The 15,768-nt window shown below is 72.5% G+C and carries 18 protein-coding genes; 6 read left to right on the top strand and 12 right to left on the bottom strand.

The window, feature by feature from the left end; genetic code table 11:
• On the top strand, window positions 1-715 hold a 715-nt coding region (locus Vau01_RS16225), incomplete at its 5' end, for a CHAT domain-containing protein (protein ID WP_203993007.1).
• Window positions 716-738: 23 nt separating this feature from the next.
• Here the strand turns inward: Vau01_RS16225 and Vau01_RS16220 are convergent.
• On the bottom strand, window positions 739-1,590 hold the full coding sequence (locus tag Vau01_RS16220; protein WP_203993005.1) for a helix-turn-helix transcriptional regulator: 852 nt from the start codon (window positions 1,588-1,590) through the stop codon (window positions 739-741).
• A 122-nt stretch (window positions 1,591-1,712) separates the two neighbouring features.
• On the opposite strand from Vau01_RS16220, the gene Vau01_RS16215 reads away from it, so the two are divergent.
• Complete coding sequence (locus tag Vau01_RS16215; protein ID WP_203993002.1) at window positions 1,713-2,477, top strand: SDR family NAD(P)-dependent oxidoreductase; 765 nt, start codon at window positions 1,713-1,715, stop codon at window positions 2,475-2,477.
• On the opposite strand, the gene Vau01_RS16210 is transcribed toward Vau01_RS16215, so the two are convergent.
• Window positions 2,382-3,446, bottom strand: a complete 1,065-nt coding sequence (locus tag Vau01_RS16210; protein ID WP_203993030.1) for a lysylphosphatidylglycerol synthase transmembrane domain-containing protein — start codon at window positions 3,444-3,446, stop codon at window positions 2,382-2,384. The genes Vau01_RS16215 and Vau01_RS16210 overlap by 96 nt on opposite strands.
• A gap of 26 nt (window positions 3,447-3,472) precedes the next feature.
• Entirely contained in the window at window positions 3,473-4,318 is an 846-nt protein-coding gene (locus tag Vau01_RS16205) for a class I SAM-dependent methyltransferase (RefSeq protein ID WP_203993000.1), read from the bottom strand.
• A gap of 185 nt (window positions 4,319-4,503) precedes the next feature.
• On the opposite strand from Vau01_RS16205, the gene Vau01_RS16200 reads away from it, so the two are divergent.
• A complete protein-coding gene (locus Vau01_RS16200) occupies window positions 4,504-5,298 on the top strand; it encodes a CDP-alcohol phosphatidyltransferase family protein (RefSeq protein WP_203992998.1) in 795 nt (264 codons plus the stop codon).
• Here Vau01_RS16200 and Vau01_RS16195 read toward each other — a convergent pair.
• The 4 genes from Vau01_RS16195 to Vau01_RS16180 are packed head-to-tail and all read right to left on the bottom strand — an operon-like array spanning window position 5,239 to window position 8,495.
• Window positions 5,239-5,904: an HAD family hydrolase gene (locus tag Vau01_RS16195; protein WP_203992996.1), complete on the bottom strand. Its 666-nt coding sequence runs from the start codon at window positions 5,902-5,904 to the stop codon at window positions 5,239-5,241. The two genes, Vau01_RS16200 and Vau01_RS16195, sit on opposite strands and share 60 nt — an antisense overlap.
• Entirely contained in the window at window positions 5,901-7,133 is a 1,233-nt protein-coding gene (locus Vau01_RS16190) for a glycosyltransferase (RefSeq protein ID WP_203992994.1), read from the bottom strand. Before Vau01_RS16190 ends, Vau01_RS16195 begins: the two co-directional genes overlap by 4 nt.
• Entirely contained in the window at window positions 7,130-7,507 is a 378-nt protein-coding gene (locus Vau01_RS16185; protein WP_203992992.1) for a 6-pyruvoyl trahydropterin synthase family protein, read from the bottom strand. Before Vau01_RS16185 ends, Vau01_RS16190 begins: the two co-directional genes overlap by 4 nt.
• Before the next feature lie 4 nt (window positions 7,508-7,511).
• Window positions 7,512-8,495: a zinc-dependent alcohol dehydrogenase gene (locus tag Vau01_RS16180; protein ID WP_203992990.1), complete on the bottom strand. Its 984-nt coding sequence runs from the start codon at window positions 8,493-8,495 to the stop codon at window positions 7,512-7,514.
• 99 nt (window positions 8,496-8,594) lie between these two features.
• Between Vau01_RS16180 and ribA the strand changes: the two genes are divergently transcribed.
• Window positions 8,595-9,896 (top strand): GTP cyclohydrolase II, encoded by a 1,302-nt coding sequence (gene ribA, locus Vau01_RS16175; RefSeq protein WP_239151621.1) that lies wholly within the window; start codon window positions 8,595-8,597, stop codon window positions 9,894-9,896.
• A 52-nt stretch (window positions 9,897-9,948) separates the two neighbouring features.
• Window positions 9,949-10,776, top strand: coding sequence for a DsbA family protein (locus tag Vau01_RS16170; protein WP_203992985.1), 828 nt, complete (start codon window positions 9,949-9,951; stop codon window positions 10,774-10,776).
• On the opposite strand, the gene Vau01_RS16165 is transcribed toward Vau01_RS16170, so the two are convergent.
• From Vau01_RS16165 to Vau01_RS16155, 3 genes are all read right to left on the bottom strand, one after another.
• Window positions 10,773-11,360 (bottom strand): mycothiol-dependent nitroreductase Rv2466c family protein, encoded by a 588-nt coding sequence (locus Vau01_RS16165; protein WP_203992983.1) that lies wholly within the window; start codon window positions 11,358-11,360, stop codon window positions 10,773-10,775. The genes Vau01_RS16170 and Vau01_RS16165 overlap by 4 nt on opposite strands.
• Window positions 11,361-11,404: 44 nt before the next feature.
• Window positions 11,405-11,956 carry a DUF3558 family protein gene (locus tag Vau01_RS16160; protein ID WP_203992980.1) on the bottom strand — a complete coding sequence of 184 codons (552 nt, stop codon included), beginning with the start codon at window positions 11,954-11,956 and terminating at the stop codon, window positions 11,405-11,407.
• A 105-nt stretch (window positions 11,957-12,061) separates the two neighbouring features.
• Window positions 12,062-12,523, bottom strand: a complete 462-nt coding sequence (locus tag Vau01_RS16155) for a GNAT family N-acetyltransferase (protein ID WP_203992978.1) — start codon at window positions 12,521-12,523, stop codon at window positions 12,062-12,064.
• Here Vau01_RS16155 and Vau01_RS16150 point away from each other — a divergent pair.
• Complete coding sequence (locus Vau01_RS16150; protein ID WP_203992975.1) at window positions 12,510-13,130, top strand: TetR/AcrR family transcriptional regulator; 621 nt, start codon at window positions 12,510-12,512, stop codon at window positions 13,128-13,130. The genes Vau01_RS16155 and Vau01_RS16150 overlap by 14 nt on opposite strands.
• Here Vau01_RS16150 and Vau01_RS16145 read toward each other — a convergent pair.
• Entirely contained in the window at window positions 13,107-13,421 is a 315-nt protein-coding gene (locus tag Vau01_RS16145; protein ID WP_239151619.1) for a YkvA family protein, read from the bottom strand. The two genes, Vau01_RS16150 and Vau01_RS16145, sit on opposite strands and share 24 nt — an antisense overlap.
• A gap of 36 nt (window positions 13,422-13,457) precedes the next feature.
• Window positions 13,458-15,767: an exo-alpha-sialidase gene (locus Vau01_RS16140; protein ID WP_203992972.1), complete on the bottom strand. Its 2,310-nt coding sequence runs from the start codon at window positions 15,765-15,767 to the stop codon at window positions 13,458-13,460.
• Between the last annotated feature and the right edge of the window lies 1 nt (window position 15,768).

The following is a 15,768-nucleotide window of genomic DNA, read 5'->3' as shown; positions in this document are numbered from 1 at the left end:
AGCCCAGCCCTCAGCCCAGCCCTCAGCCCAGCCCTCAGCCCAGCCCTCAGCCCAGCCCTCAGCCCAGCCCTCAGCCCAGCCCTCAGCCCAGCCGGCAAGCTGGCCGGCGGCCCGGGCGGCCGGCCAGCCGGCCGCCCGGCCGACGACTCGGCCGGCGCCGGAGCGGGTCGCTCTGGTGGCCGGGCCCGGCCTGCCCGGTGCCGCCCGCGAGGTCGCCGCGTTGAGTTCGATCCATGTCGGTGCCATCCCGCTCGTGCCCGGCGACAGCACGGTCGAGGCGACGATCGGGCTGGTGCGTAACGCCGATCTCGCCCACCTCGCCTGCCACGGCCGCCTCCGGTCCGACAACCCCCTGTTCTCCGCCCTCGAACTCAGCGACGGTGCGCTGACCCTGCACGAGATGTTCGCCCGCGGCGTCGCCCCGCACCGCGTGATCATGGCCGCCTGCGACTCGGGCGTCGAGCGCAGCTACGAGGGCGGCGAGGTGCTCGGCTTCGTCAGCGCGATGATGGCCAGAGGAACAGCCGGCGTCGTGGCGGCCGGCCTCCCCGTCCCCGACGGGGCCTGTGTCGACTCGATGATCGCCCTGCATCGGGGGATCGCCCGGGGCCTCCCGCTGGCCGAGGCCCTGTACGAGGCCCGCTCGACGGTGGGTTCGGAGAGCCCGGCCGAGTACGTCGCCTGGTGCACGCTGACCGCCTACGGCGCGGCGTGACCTTCGGATCATGAACGTCGACGCTAGGCGGAGCGGGGCACCGCGCGGAGCGCTCCGGGGCGGCGGCCCGCCAGGCGGTCGAGGGCGGCGGACGTCGCCTCGTCGGCCGGGAGGTAGACGATCAGCCGCTGCTCGTCGGCGTCGGGGAGGTCGAGGGTCTCGTAGGCGAGCCGCAGTTCGCCCTCCTGCGGGTGCACCAGCCGGTCGACCCCGGTGCGCGTCGGCGGACCGCTCGGGCGCTCCATCCGTTCGGTGAACGCGGTTCCCGCGATCACGATCAGGTCGTCGACGAGTTCCAGGGCGTGCTGGTCGCCGCGTCGCACCTCGGACTTCAGCTGGGCGACGTGCTCGGCGGCGACCCGTTCCCAGTCGGGGTAGGCGGAGCGGGCTTCGGGGTCGGCGAACGTGAACCGGATCAGGTTGGGCCAGTGGCCGTCGAGCACACCGATCGGCCCGACGAGCCGCTCGTAGCCGACGGTGTGGGCAAGGACGTAACCCAGCCGGTTGAGCACCACCGCCGGCGCGGGCTCGAGCCGCTCGAGCAGCGCCCGCACCGTCGGCCGGACCTCCACCGCCGGCGACGAGCCGTTCGGACAGATCATCCCGGCACTCGCCTTGCCGAGATACCGCAGGTGCACCCGCTCGGCGGCGGTGAACCGCAGCGCGTCGGCGAGGGCGCCGAGCACCTGCGCCGACGGGTTATGGTCGCGCCCCTGCTCCAGCCGGGTGAGGTATTCGACGCTGACGCCGGCGAGCGTGGCGACCTCGGACCGGCGCAGCCCGGGCGTGCGCCGCCGCACCCCGGACGGCAGCCCGACCGACTCCGGTGTCGTCCCCTCCCGGCGGGCACGCAGGAACTGTCCCAACTCGTGCATATGCCGACCCTACAAGCGCCGCCGGCCGTCGTCGTGGCCCTGTCAAGGCCAGGATGAGCGCGGCCTCCCTACCGCTCCGGAGCTCGGACATGGTGGTCCGGACGACAACGCGAGGAGCGGACATGGATCTGGGTCTGGAGGGGCGCACGGTGATCGTCACCGGTGCGTCGGGCGGTATCGGCCGGCACATCGCCCGCCGGTTCGCCGCCGAAGGCGCCGACGTGGTGCTCACGTACCACTCGTCGGCCGAGAACGCGCGCGGCGCGGCCGAAAAGCTCGCGGCCGACCACGGAACCAAGGCGATGGCGGCCCGGTTCGATCTCGGCGACGCCGCGTCGGCGCCGGCGCTGGTCGAGGCTGTGCTGGCCTGGTCGGGACGGATCGACGTGCTGGTGAACAACGCCGTGCGCTGGGGTGCCACCGCGCCCGACACGACGGGTTCGTTCGAAGACGCGCCCGACGAGGCGTGGCAGGCCGTGGTGCGCGACAACGTCGAGGGGGCGCTGCGGCTGAGCCGGTCGGTCGCGCCGCACCTGCGGCGACGGCGGTGGGGACGGCTGGTGCACGTCTCGTCGTCGATCGCGACCGAGGGGATGACCGGCGGCGAGTACTACGGCGCCGCCAAGGCCGCGCTGCACGGGTTCAGCCGCTCGGCCGCGTTCAGCCTCGGCCGCGACGGCGACATCCTGTCCAACGTGGTCATTCCCGGGCTGACCAGGACGGAGACCAACACGCACATCGTCGACTCGGTGCCGCCGGAGTACGCCCAGCGGCACCCGATCGGTCGGCTGTTACACGGCGACGAGGTCGCGGCCGCGATCGTCTACCTCGGCTCCGCGGCCAACACGGGAATCAACGGCCAGGCGATCCTCGTGAACGGCGGCTGATTCGAGGGCGGCTGATTCGAGGGCAGCTGAGTCGGCAAGAGCGGCGGGAGTGGCGGCCGGGGCCTGGCGAAGCCGTGCGGCCCAGCGCACCAGGAGAACCGCGACGCCGGGCATGGCCGCCGCGAACGCGAACAGCCCGTACACCACGGCCGTCGTCAGGCCCTCGGTCGCGCCGAGGCCGGCGGCGCCGAAGGCCCACGCGGTCACACCTTCGCGGGGTCCCCAGCCGCCGATGCTCAGGGGCAGCGTCATCGCCACCAGCGCGAGCACCGCGAACGGCAGCAGTTTCAGCGGCGACGCGGTGGCGCCGGCCGCGCGGGCGGCGAGCAGGAAGGTCGCCAGGTGTCCGCCGATGATGATCACCGACGACACCACCACGCCGGGCCACGTGCCGCGGGCGAGCAGTCCGCGCCGTACGTCCGACGTCATGGCGCGGAGCGCGCGACCGACGCGCGAGTCGGGGCGGCGGGCGGCCCGGACCACCGCGAAGGCCGCCGCGAGGAGCGCGCCGCCGGCGACCGCCGGCACGGTGGGGCTCACGGCAAGACCCTGGTGAGACGCCGTGAGCACGGCCGACGGGTACGCGACGAGCGCCACCGCGCCGACGACGAACAGCGTGATCTGGCCGGCGGCGCGTTCGAGCACCACGGCGCGGATGCCGCGGCCGACGCTGCCGGTGTTGCGGCCGTTCTGCACGGCGCGGTTCACGTCGCCGAGCAGGCCGCCGGGCAGGGTCGCGTTGAGGAAGAGCGACTGGTAGTAGTCCGCGACGGCGGTGCGCATCGGCAGGGCGATGCCGATGCCGCGGGCGGCCAGGCACCACCGCCAGGCGCTGAACACGGTGGTCAGCGCGCCGATGCCGATGGCGGCGAGCAGCGTGGTGGGTTCGATGACGCGCAGCCCGTCGAGGAAGGCGCCCTCGCCGAGGCGGTGCACGAGCAGAAGGAGGATGCCGATGCCGACCAGCATCCGGACCCAGGCCCAGACGATCTTCTTCACCGGGCACCACCGGGGATGGCCAGGAGGTCGACGTGCTCCACCGTGACCCGCAACTCGCCGGCCGCGGCCTGTTCGAGCCGGCGGGCCAGGTACGAGTCGACGCAGTTGTCGAGGTCGCTGCCGCCGCCCGGTAGCTGCCTGGCGGCGGCGGGGACGAAGCCGTTGAGCCACTCGGCGATCAGGTCGGAACGGGCGGCGCCGAGTCGCCACGGGGTCTCCCGGACCAGCACGGTCGCGCCGTGGCGGCGGAACGCCTCGGCCGCCGCGTCGGCGGATCCGGGGCCGAGGGGACGCCGCGCGCCCTCGGCCGGGTGGGCGCCGCCACGGAGGTGGTCGTTGAACGCGTCGCAGAGGACGTTGTCCAGCGGCTCCCACGGCAGCAGGTCGATCCGGCCGACGACCGTGAGCGTGAGGAGCGCGGGGACGCCGGCGGTGGTGCACGCCCGGGCCAGCGCGTCCATGTCGTCGAGGGTGAGGAGGTCGAGCAGTGCCGACGCGGTCACCAGCGAGCCGCCGGCGAGATCGGCCGCGGTGATCGCGGTCAGATCGCCCAGAACGGGTTTGGCGGGGATCCCAGCGGCAAGGAGGTTCTCTGTGGCGAGGTTCAGGAGGTCCGGGTCGCGGTCGTGGAGCATCCAGTGTTGCGGGCCGGGGAGGCGCGGGCTGAGCCAGCGCGCCATCGAGCCGGTGCCGCATCCGAGGTCGTGGACGACCAGGGGAGCGGTGCCCGCCAGGAGGCGGCTGACCTGCTCGGCGAGGTCCGCCGCGCGGGCCTCCGCGTCAGCGGCCTCGCGCAGCTCAAGCCAGGTCGAGCTGTATCGGGGTGCCTTCGCGATCGCCATGTCGACTTGTACGGGACGGGCCCGTGAACGGTTCACCACGTGGCTGAACTGATATGTCTTCCACAAGACCGACGCATCGGCTGAACCGAAGAACGAATTGGGCCGTACTACCCGCCGTGACAACGCTACGCAGCCCCGCAGACGTCCCGTACCGGTACGAGCCGTCAGTCACATTCGGTGACTGGATGGTGGCATTCGCCCCGTACCGGGTGCCGACCGTCGGCCTGTTCGCCCAGTTCGCCGTGCTCGGTGCGCTGGCGTCGACCATGGGCCTCGGCGTGATCGGCTGGCTCGCGGGCGGCGCGTACGGCGTCGCCGTGTGGGCGCTGCTGTGCCGGGCGCTGCACAGCAGCGGCGCGCGGACCTTCGGCCCGGCGAACGCCGTCACCCTCACGCGGGCGACGTTCGTCGGCGGGGTGGCCGCGATCGTGGCCGACACGGCGGGCCGGGCGGTGCCGGTGACGGCGCTGGCGGTCCTGGCCAGCGTGGCGTTGGTGCTCGACGCGGCCGACGGCTTCGTCGCCCGGCGCACCGGGTCGAGCACGGCGCTGGGCGCCCGCTTCGACATGGAGGTCGACGCGTTCCTCATCCTCGTGCTGAGCGTGTTCGTCGCCCAGTTCCTCGGCGGGTGGGTGCTGGCGATCGGCGCGCTGCGGTACGTCTTCGTCGCGGCGTCGTGGGTGATGATCTGGCTGCGGGCGGCGCTGCCGGTGCGGTACTCGCGCAAGACGGTCGCCGCGCTGCAGGGGGTCGCGCTGGTGGTGGCGGGCTCGGGCCTGCTGCCGGGCAAGATCTCGGGTGTGGTGGTCGCGCTGTCGCTGCTGACGCTGTGCTGGTCGTTCGGCCGCGACGTCGCCTGGCTGTGGAACAGCGCCCAGCTCCGGCCGCTCGACGACCGCATCGGCGAGCTCGCGCCCTCCTCAGACGAGCGACAGGACGTGTTCGAGGCCGCGGGGGCCGGTGCGGGCGGGGCGCGGTAGCAGGAAGACGCACATCCCGGCGGCCACGCCGCCGGAGTCGGTCAGCGGGTTGTCGCCCACCATGAGCGTCCGTTCCGGGTCCACCCGGAGCTTGTCGCAGGCGGCCAGGAACACCTTGGTGGCCGGCTTGCAGACGCCGTACTCGTACGACATCACCACCGCGTCGACGTAGGGCGAGAGCCCCAACCGGTCCAGGGCCGGGCGCAGGTCGAAGCCGGTGTCGCTGACGATGCCGACGCGCAGGCCGCGGTCGCGCAGGGCGGCGAGCGTCGGAACCGTGTCGGGGAACGCCTCCCACGACGCCGCGTCGACGGTCAGCTCGTACAACCCGGTGCTGAGGCCCGGTGCCAGGCTCTCGCAGCCGGCCGCCTCGTACAGCGAGATCCACACTTCGCGGTGCTTCGTGGTGGACAGGTCGCGGCCCTTGGCGAGTTCCTCGGCGGTGCCGCTGCGGTCGAGCACGCGTTGCCACACGCCGGCGACCTCGGCCGGGTCGAGCGGGTCGCACCCGAGGGTCGCCGCCGCCCGGTGCAGGAGCGACTCGCCGTTGCCGCACAGGCGGATCAGCGTGTCACCGGCGTCGAACAGCACGGCCTCGAACTTCACTGGGCCTCCTTCACTACATCCCGCAGCTCGTCGAACACCATGCGGGCGGTGTCGTCCCAGGTCGGGAACTCGGATGCCCGCAGCTTCGCCGCGGCCGCCATCCGCCGACGCACGGGTTCGTCGAGCGTCAGGGACCGCAGGGCCTCGGCCAGCGCGGGCACGTCACCGGGAGGTACGGCCAGCCCTTCGACGCCGTTCCGTGCCAGGTGCGGCAGGTTGCCGGCGTCCCAGCCGACCACGGGCAGCCCCTCGGTCATCGCCTCGCCGTACACCGTGCCGTACGGCTCCCGCAGGCTCGCCAGCGCGAACACGTCGGCGGCCCGGTAGAACCCGACCACCTCGCCCGGCGTCTTCACGCCGTGCGCCACCACCCGGCCGGCGAGATCCGGTGCGGCCATCCGCTCGCGGACCCGGGACGCGTACGCCGGCTCCACGGCGTCGTCGCCGAGCAGGTGCAGGGTGGCGGCGTCCGCCGGCAGCGACGCGAGCGCCTCCAGCAGGTCGAGCAGCCCCTTGCGGGCCACCCAGTTGCCCACGGACAGGACCGCGGCGCGACGGCCGGCGCGCAGGTCGCCCGGGTCGATCACGGCCGAGGACGCCGGGTCCCGGCCCGGCGGCACCACCCGCATCAGGTCGCCGGGCAGCCCGCCGGCGCGCAGCGTGTCGGCGAGGTCGGCGCTGGCCACGAGCAGCCGCGACACGTGCCGGTAGGCCGTCCGGTCGAGCCGGGCCTGGAGCGACCGGCGCAGGCCGCCGTGGTCGATGCCGCCCGGCGGCTGGTGCAGGATCGCGACGACCGGCGGCAACGCACCGGCACGAGCACCGGCGGCACCGGCGCCACGCGCACCGGCGCCTGGGCCACCGGCGGCACCGGCACCGGCGCCAAAGGCGCGAGGGCCAGCGGCGCCAGGGCCAGCGGCGCCAGGGCCAGCGGCGCCAGGGCCAGCGGCGCCAGAGCCAGCAGCGCGGGCACCGGCACCGAGCCACGGGCCTACGAACGCGGCCGCGATGCTGTCGAGCAGGACGACGTCGGGCTGCTCGCGGCGGATGCGGGCCATCAGGGACCGCCCGGCCAGCAGGGGCAGCGGGAACCGCGACGTCGGCAGCGACCGGAAGTCGATTCGTGCGTCGTTTGTGGCGGCCCGGTCGGCGACCCGGCGGTGATAGAGATAACCCCCGGTCATCGTGTCCGGGTCGCCGACTGTGACGAGCGAGACGGTGAACGTCACGCGAGCGGTGCCCGGTAACCGCCGAACGCGATCGCGTTCTCGAACACCCGCACCCCGAGCACGACGCCGCCCGAGAGGGCCTTCGCCAGCTGCGCGTGCACCCACTGGGCGAACACCTCGACGGTGACCGCCTCGACGCCCATGTCGGGCGCCACGATCGCGTCGAGGTCGGCGTCGTCGAGGCGGCGCACCAGGTCGCCGAGCGCGTCGTCGAGCACGTCGAGGTCGACGACCATGCCGCGCTCGTCGAGTTGGTCGCGCGTCACGACGACGTCGAACCGGTAGTCGTGGGAGTGGCGCTCGCCCTCGGGCGGCGGCATGCCGGGCATGACGTGGAACGAGCGGACCGTGGCGGACGTACCAGTTTCGAACATGGACCTATTCATATCGCAGTGCCACGTGGATCAGGCCGGGGTCTCCCCGGTCAATCGACGCATACGCCGACGCCGCGTCATCAAGCGGATATTCGGTCGTGGCCAGGGCTGCCAACGGGAGCTCGGCCAACAGCTCGGCGGCGGCGGCCCGGCGGCGGTCGCGCGTCCACCGGCCCTGGGCCGCGGCCGGGATCGTGCTCACCTGGCTGCTGCGGATCGTGAGCCGGCGGCGGTGGAACTCCGCGCCGAGCGGCAACGGCACCGGCTTGGTCCCGTACCACGACGCCACCAGCGCGGTGCCCTCGTGGGCGAGCAGGCTCAGCCCGTCGGCGAGGGCGGCCGGGACACCGGACGACTCCACCAGCAGCGGCACGCCGCCGTCGGGGACGGCCGCCCGGAGCGACTCGGGCGCGACGGCCGTCACACCGAGCGACGCGGCCACGTCTCGTCGCCAACTGCGCGGCTCGCCGGCCAGCACCCGCGCGCCGGCCCGGCCGAGCAGCAACGCCGTGAGCAGGCCCACCGGGCCGAGCCCGGTGACCACCACGGTTTCCCCCAGCACCGGGCCGGCGTCGAGGGTCAGTTGCAGCGCGGTCTCCACCAGGGGAAAAAGCGTCGCTTCGCGAAGGGAAACGCCGGGTGACAGAAGCACGACATCGGATTCGGCGACGACGAGACGGTCCTGGTGCGGGTGGAAGGTGAATACCGGCGAACCGGCGGGTATATCGGTGGTACCCCGTTCGACGATGCCGACGCAGCTGTACCCGTAACTGAATGGATATCCGAAATTTCCCGACAGCGTGGATAACGACTCATCGAGATCCGTCGACGGATCAAGCTCGCCGCGGTACGCCAGCATTTCGGTGCCGGAACTGATGCCGGAGAAAGAGGTACGCACCATGATCCGGCCCGGTTCCACCTCCGGCAACACCACGTCATCGACGCCGACCTGGCGTGGGGCGGTAAATCGCACCGCGCGTGCCTTCATTCACTAACCCCTATGTCTTCGCATGGTCGAAAGGTCTGTTCACGTGGTAGTAACGGTCGCATGATTCATCCACCACGGCTAACCAGCCACCCAGAGGTTGTGCCGTCGCAGCGTAACGGCGACGCCGACAGCACCCCGGTCGACGTGTGTTCCGTGGTGATCCCCACGCCGTACGGCGAGTTCCTCACCAGGGTCTTCGAGACCGCCGCGGGGCACCCGTACCTCGCCCTGATCAAGGGTGACGTCACCGGCGACGAACCGGTGCTCGCCCGCCTGCACTCCGAGTGCCTCACCGGCGACGTACTCGGATCGTTGCGGTGCGACTGCGGTGTGCAACTGCGGACCGCGCTCCGGCGGGTCGCCGCCGAGGGCCGGGGCGTTGTGCTCTACCTCACCGGCCAGGAGGGCCGGGGGATCGGCCTGGTCAACAAGCTGCGCGCGTACGTCGAGCAGGACTTCGGCGCCGACACCGTCGACGCCAACCTCCGCCTGGGCCTGCCGGCCGACCTCCGCGACTACGCCGACGCCGCGCACGTGCTCGGCGCGATCGGCGTCCGCGCCGTGCGGCTGATGTCGAACAACCCGGCCAAGGCCGACGGGCTGCGGGCCAACGGGATCAAGGTCGAGACGATGGCCGCGATCCCGACGTCGGCCCATCACCGCAACGCGGGCTACCTCAACACCAAGGCCAACCGGATGGGCCACGTCGCGCCGGTCGGGTCCGAGCTCACCGAACTGCCCGAGGCGCCGGTCGACGTGCACCGCCTGATGGGCGACGTCGAGCCGCGGGAGGGCCGCCCGTACGTCGTGCTCTCGTACGCGCAGACGGTCGACGGCCGGATCGCCGAGCGCGCCGCCGACCCGGTGTCGCACGCGCTGCGGGCGGCGTCCGACGCGGTGATCGTCGGCGCCGACACGATCGAACGCGACGACCCGCAGTTGACCGTCCGCCTGGTCGCGGGCGCCTCGCCGCTGCGCGTGGTGCTCGATCCCGACCTGCGTACCCGACCCGCCGCTCGGGTGTTCGCCGACGACGCGTCCACCACCGTCTTCACCACCGAAGGCATGGATGCGGAGAAGGCGGCGGCGCTGCGCGCGTCAGGTGTCGGAATTCGCGCGGTGCCGGCGGGTCCGGGTGGCCTTGACCTGGGTGCGGTCCTTTCCGACCTGCGCGCCGCAGGCGTGCGGTCGGTGCTGGTCGAGGGCGGCGCCGGGGTGATCGCCGCGATGCTCGCGGCCGGTCTGGTCGATCGGCTGGTGGTCGCGATGGCGCCGTCGATCGGCGCCGGGTCCGCGCAGGTCGATATCGGACCTTCGGTGGACGCGCTGCGCCTGTCGAACCGGTGCGCCTACCTCGCCGGCGACGACCTGATCCTGGCGTGGGACGTCGAACGCCCCTGACGCGTGCGTCCCCCGGCCATAATGGCGCCGACGGCCGGCATGCGGAGGTGCGATGTACCCGGGTGGTGAGGATCCGAACCGGTGGCAGCAGGGGTATGGGCAGCAGCCGCAGCCCGGGTACGGGCAGTACCCGCCACCGGGGTACCAGCAGCTCGGGTACCCGCAGCCCGGGTACGGGCAGTATCCGCCGGGGCCGCCGCCGTCGAACCAGCGGTCGCACATCCTGGTGATCACCGGCGTCGCGGTGGTGTTGATGCTGGTGGTGGTCGGGTTCGCGGCGATCATGATCGTGCGGTCGGGCGACGATGACGACGACGCGAAGAAGACCGCCGGCCCGAGCGCGAGCTCGACCGTGCCGCCCGCCTCGCCGCGCGACGGGCTCACGGTCGGGAGCGGGCCGGTGAAGGTGGACGTCTACGTCGACTACCAGTGCCCGCCGTGCGCCACGTTCGAGGCCGGCACCGAGAGCGCCCTGGCCGGCTACGTCGGGTCCAACCGGATCACCCTGGCCATCCACCCGGTGGCGTTCATCGACGACCGCTCCAAGAACCGCTACTCGACCCGCGCGGCGGCGGCCATGGCGTGCGCCTACGAGGGTGGCAAGACGCTGGAGCTGCACGGCCACCTGCTGCGCAACCAGCCGCCTGAGGACACCGCCGGCCCCACCGACGAGCAGCTCGCCGGCACCGGCGAGACGCTCGGGCTGGGCGCCGCCTTCCGGCAGTGCGTGATCAAGGGGGAGAAGGTCACCTGGGTCCGCGACGCCACGAGCGCCGCCCAGTCGGCCGGGGTCAGGTCGGTGCCGGCCGCGTACGTCAACGGCAAGGAGATCGACACCGAGGCCGACGATCTCACGAAAGCGGTCGACGGGGCACCTTAGGCCAGCGGGCGGCCCTTGAGTTCGTGGAATCCGTCGACGCCCGCGACCATCAGCGTGCCGTGCCACAGCCGGGCCGCCTCGTCGTCGTGCGGGACGCGTGAGATGACCGGGCCGAACCACGCGACCCGCCGCCCGCCCGGCAGGTCGACCGCCGTGATCGGGGTGCCGACGTGCGTGCCGACGAGGCTGACGCCGGCCTCGTGCGACGCGCGCAGGATCGGGTCGTGCTCGGCCGACTCCATCACGTCGGCCAGGTCGGTGGGCAGGCCCGCCGCGGTGAGGATGTCGCCGGCCGGGCGCCAGCCGTCCTCACTCCCGTGGACCATCGCACCGAAGACGTCGTAGAGCGCGCCCAGCGCGTCGGGCCCGTACCGGTCCTGCACCACCGCGAACAGGCGGGCCGGGCCCCACAGGTAGCCCTCCGGATCGTTCTCGGGATCGTCGTCACGGTGCTCGTTCAGCACCGACAGGCTCATCACCTGCCAGGTCACCCGGAGCAGGTCGAGCCGTTCGAGCTCGCGCATCCAGCGCGAGGTGACCCACGTGTACGGACAACTGGGGTCGAACCAGAACCGGGCGTCCACGTCACCATCGTCCCCGATGGGTGTGGACGCCCGGTGCGGCGGACTCAGAGTTTGGTGATCACCTTGAGCGCGGCGTTCTTGGCCATCTGGGTCGAGGCGCCCTCGGTGCCGGCCCGCGCGTAGGAGTCGATGAGGATGTCGCCGTGGCGGACGTAGAGGTGGCCGGAGTCGGTCGCGGCCTCGTCGCCGACGCCGGTGACCTTCTGGTGCTGGGCGTGCGCCTGCTTGAAGTCCGAAGCGCTGGTCTTCGACAGGAAGATCGCGAGTTGACCGCCGGAGAGCTGCCACTGGCAGTACCGCGTGGCGGCGCCGTCCTTCTCGCCGTCCTCGTCGACCTGGGTGACCTGCTTGCCGCCGGCGATCGTGCTGACCTCGGCCTTGGTGAGGAGCGTGCACGGGTTCGGCAGGTCGCCGCCGGTGGTCTTGCCGGTGGCCTTGCCCGACGGCGTGGCCTTGCCCGACGGGGTCGCTTTGGCGGACGAGGAGGCCGCGGGGGTGGGTGCGGCCGCCGGCTCGTCCTTGTCGAGGAACTGGCAACCGGACAGGGTGAACAGGCCGCAAGCAGCGGCGACGACGACAGCGGTACGGACGCGCATTATGGGTGCTCCCGGCAGGTGGTGATCGGTGGTGACCTCCTCATCGTGCGGCCGCCCCGGGACGAATGCGCACGTCACAGGGGTGGATGGCAGATTTCCGGGAGATCAGGCCGACAGCCGCCGCTCGAAACAGACCGACAGCTCCGACCCGATGTAGCTACCGAAGAGCGGGATCTCGTGGTAGCCGGCGCGCCGGTAGAAGCGCTGGGCGTCGGGCTGCAGGGTGCCGGTCTCCAGGCGCAGCGTGGTCCAGCCGCGCTCCTTCGCCGCGTCCTCCAGCGCGGTGAGCACCGCGCGGGCGACGCCGGTGCCGCGGGCCGCCGGTACGACGTACATCCGCTTGACCTCGGCGCTGGACCCGTCGAGCCGGCGGAGGGCGCCACAGCCGACCGGCGCGCCGCCGGCGTCCTGAGCCACCACGAAGTACGAGACGTCGTCGCCGGACGGCGGCGGGCCGGGTTCGTGGTCGTCGCTGCCGTAGCGGGCGTCGAGCTCCGCCCGCTGGGCCGCGCGCAACGCCACGCCGGCCGGGTCGTTCCACGGCCGCTCTTCGATGATCCAGTCCACCTGCCGCCTCCTCGTAACAAGTGTTACCGTAACACTTGTTACGATCAAGACCGTGACACGGGACGAACGGCTGTCGCGCGCGGTGTGGGACGTGCTCGCCCGGCAGGGCCTGGAGCGGTTGACGATCCGGGCGGTGGCCGCCGCCGCGGGGTGCACCACGGGGCTGGTGATGCACCGGTTCCCGAACCGCCGGGCGCTGCTGCGGCACGCCCGCGACCTGCTGCACGAGCGCACGCGGGAGCGGGTCGAGCGGTTGGAGGCCGGCGCCGCCACGCCGCGGGAGGCGCTGCGCGCGGTGCTGAGCCAGGGGTTGGCCCTCGACGCGGAGACCACCGCCGAGAGCGTCGTGTGGACAGGGTTCCTGGCCGCCGCCGTCGCCGACGAGGACCTGGTGTCGCTGCACCGCGCCAACAACCGCGCCTGGCGCGAGCGCATCACCCGGCTGGTGTCGGCCGCGGGTCTCGAACAGGGTGAGACCGTCGCTCTCGCGCTGATCTCGTTGGTGGAGGGCGCCGCGGCGCTGGCCTCGGCCGACCCCGACGCCTACCCGGCGCCGGTGCAGCAGGCCATGCTCGACGCGGTGCTAGCGGCGTTCGAACTCAGGTAGCGGCCGCTCGGCCTTGTGCTTGTGGTAGAGCCGCGTCATGTAGATGAGCGCCGCGGCCAGCACGCCCATGTCGTCGAGGTACACCGGGTCGGGGAGCAGGTCGACCGGGAAGACCGTGTAGATGATCGAGCCCCAGAACGCGAACTTGCCGCCCGCGCCCATGGCGTCGAGCATCTTGCGGGTGCGCCACACTTTCACCGCGAGCACGATCGCGCCGACCAGGGTGGCCACGGCGAGAATGCCGATGACCACCCCGATCAGCGTCCAACTTCCGTCCGACAGTTCCGGCATCCCTCAACGGTACGGGCGCGGCGCCGGACGCGCTCGTCAGGAGAAGGACACGTCGTCGACGACGACCTGATCGCCGACCGGTGCCGTGCCGGCGCTCGCGAACGTGTAGCCGATGAGCGACGTCGAGGCGTTCGACGGCGGAATCCCGGTGGCCACCGCCTGCCCGTCCACCAGGATCGTGGCCGTGGTGGTCGACGCCTGCACCGTCACCGTGCGCCAGCCACCGACCGGCACCACGCCCGCGCCGGTGAGCGTGACCCAGGAGCCGTTGTACCGCGCGATGCTGCCGTTCGGGAACACCGCGAGGTGGTAGCTGTCCACAGTGGACCCGGCGGAGTTCCTTCCGCGGACGTCGAACAGGAAGCCGTTCGGCAGCGTCACCGGGTTGAGCCGGAAGTCCAGCGTCCGCGTCGTTCCGGCGGTGCCGGTCCAGACGACCTTCGCGTGGTTGTCGGCCGCCCCGTCGCTGATCCGCAGGGCACGGCTGCTGCCGTTGACGCCGGAGCGGGTCACCCAGGTCTGGCTCGTCTCGGTGAAGCCGCGCGGGCGGTTGTTGATCGGGTCGTTCTCGAACGAGTTGACCGTCGAGTACAGCTCCAGCTCGTTCAGCATCGCGCAACTCGTGCCGAGCTCCGCGTCGCAGGACGCCGACGGGTCCACCTCGACCTTGACGAAGCGGGCCGCCGCCGAGACCCCGAAGTACTCCAACGACAGGTGGGTCCGGTTGGTGGCGTTGACGATCGGGCTGCCCCAGTTGACGCCGTCGGTCGACGCGTAGACGCGGCCGGTGGCCGCCCGCCCGTTGCGCAGGCTCAGCCCGACGCGGGTGAGGCTGTACTGCCGGTCGAGCCGGACCACGTAACTGCCGCCCCCACCGGAACGCGCGGCGCTGGACCAGTATTCGGTGCTGCCGTCGAAGGCACCGTCCACACGCGACCGTGGACGCGTCGGCGAGGTCCACGTCAGGTCGGTGTCCACCGACACCTGGCCGAGCCGGTACTTCGTGGCGAGGTCGATCTTTCCGACGTCCGCGGTGAGCACGTCGACGTAGCGGCGCCAGACCCGGTTCTGCTTGTCGATCGTGAAACCGGTGTCGGCGGCGGGGCAGGCCCACGTGATCTCGCAGTTGTCGCCGAACTGCGCGATCCGGTTGCTCTCGATCACCGCCAGGTCGGCGTTTCCGGTGGACCCGTGGAACCGGTACCCGCTCGTCGGGCAGTTCCGGTAGGTGAGCCCGCCGACCCAGCCGGTGCCCTGGCCGTTGGTCGACATGGCGATCCAGTTGTCGGGCCGGCCGCTGCCGAGCACCATGATGCCGTTCGGCATCCGGGTCAGCGACGGCGCGACGCCGAGCAGCTTCTTGTTGTTGTCGTCGTAGTAGTCGTAGCCGTTCGGGAACGACACGGCGACGTCCTGCAGCGCCGACCAGGTGGCGCCGCCGTCGGCCGAGACGCTCTGGCGGGGCGTGGCGAGGTCCCAGTTGGAGCCGCTCCACGAGTGGTGCCGCACGACGGAGAGCACGCGCCCGTCGGGCAGCTGCTCGATCGCGGCCTCCGGGTAGGAGTTCGCGGCGGTGGCGTCGCGGGCGATGACGCCGCGGTGCGCGAACGTGGTGCCGCCGTCGGTGCTCGCGGCGACCATCGACCGGTGACCCGTGCGCCCGCCCGACGTGTCCGCGGTGACCGTCGCGTAGTAGCTCACCAGGATCGTGCCGTCGGCCAGCTCGATCGGGTGGCGGTGCATGCGGCCCGAGCCGTCGGGCGTCCTGCCGACGAGCGTCCCGCCGACCCGCACCGTGGCGCCGCCGGTGGTCCAGGTCGCGCCGTCGTCGGTGGACCGGTAGACGGGGAACGTCATCGTCAGCCCGTCGGAGGTGACGGCGGTCGGCTTGAAGCCGTAGCCGATCAGCGTGCCGCTGCGCAGCCGCGTGTACGACACGCCGGGAACGTGGCCGTAGGTCGACGCGTCGAAGGTGGCCGCGCCGTTGGTGGACACGACCTGTCCCGGTGGCGTGTTCTCGGACGCCTCGTCGCGCCCCTCGCTGAACGCGACCGTGACCTGCTTGCGCGGTGTGCCGTCGGCGGCGACGGTGTCGTGCGACGCGGCGCTCGGGAACGCGCCCTGGTTGTTGCCGGCCGGATCCCAGACCGTGCCGAGCTCGTTGGCACCGCCGACGTTCAGTACGGGCGCGGTCGCCGACGGACCCGAGGTGCCCGCGGGCGTGCCGGTGACCGGTGTGGCGCAGGTCGGATCGTTGCCGGTGGCCGCCGCGGCGGGTGGAGCCGCCGCCGGAATCCAGACCGCTGACGAGAGCAGGGCGAGGACGACCGTGAGTTTGGCACGCATG

Source organism: Virgisporangium aurantiacum (assembly GCF_016863635.1).
GTDB lineage: Bacteria > Actinomycetota > Actinomycetes > Mycobacteriales > Micromonosporaceae > Virgisporangium > Virgisporangium aurantiacum.
This window is presented reverse-complemented; position numbering and strand designations above follow the sequence as displayed.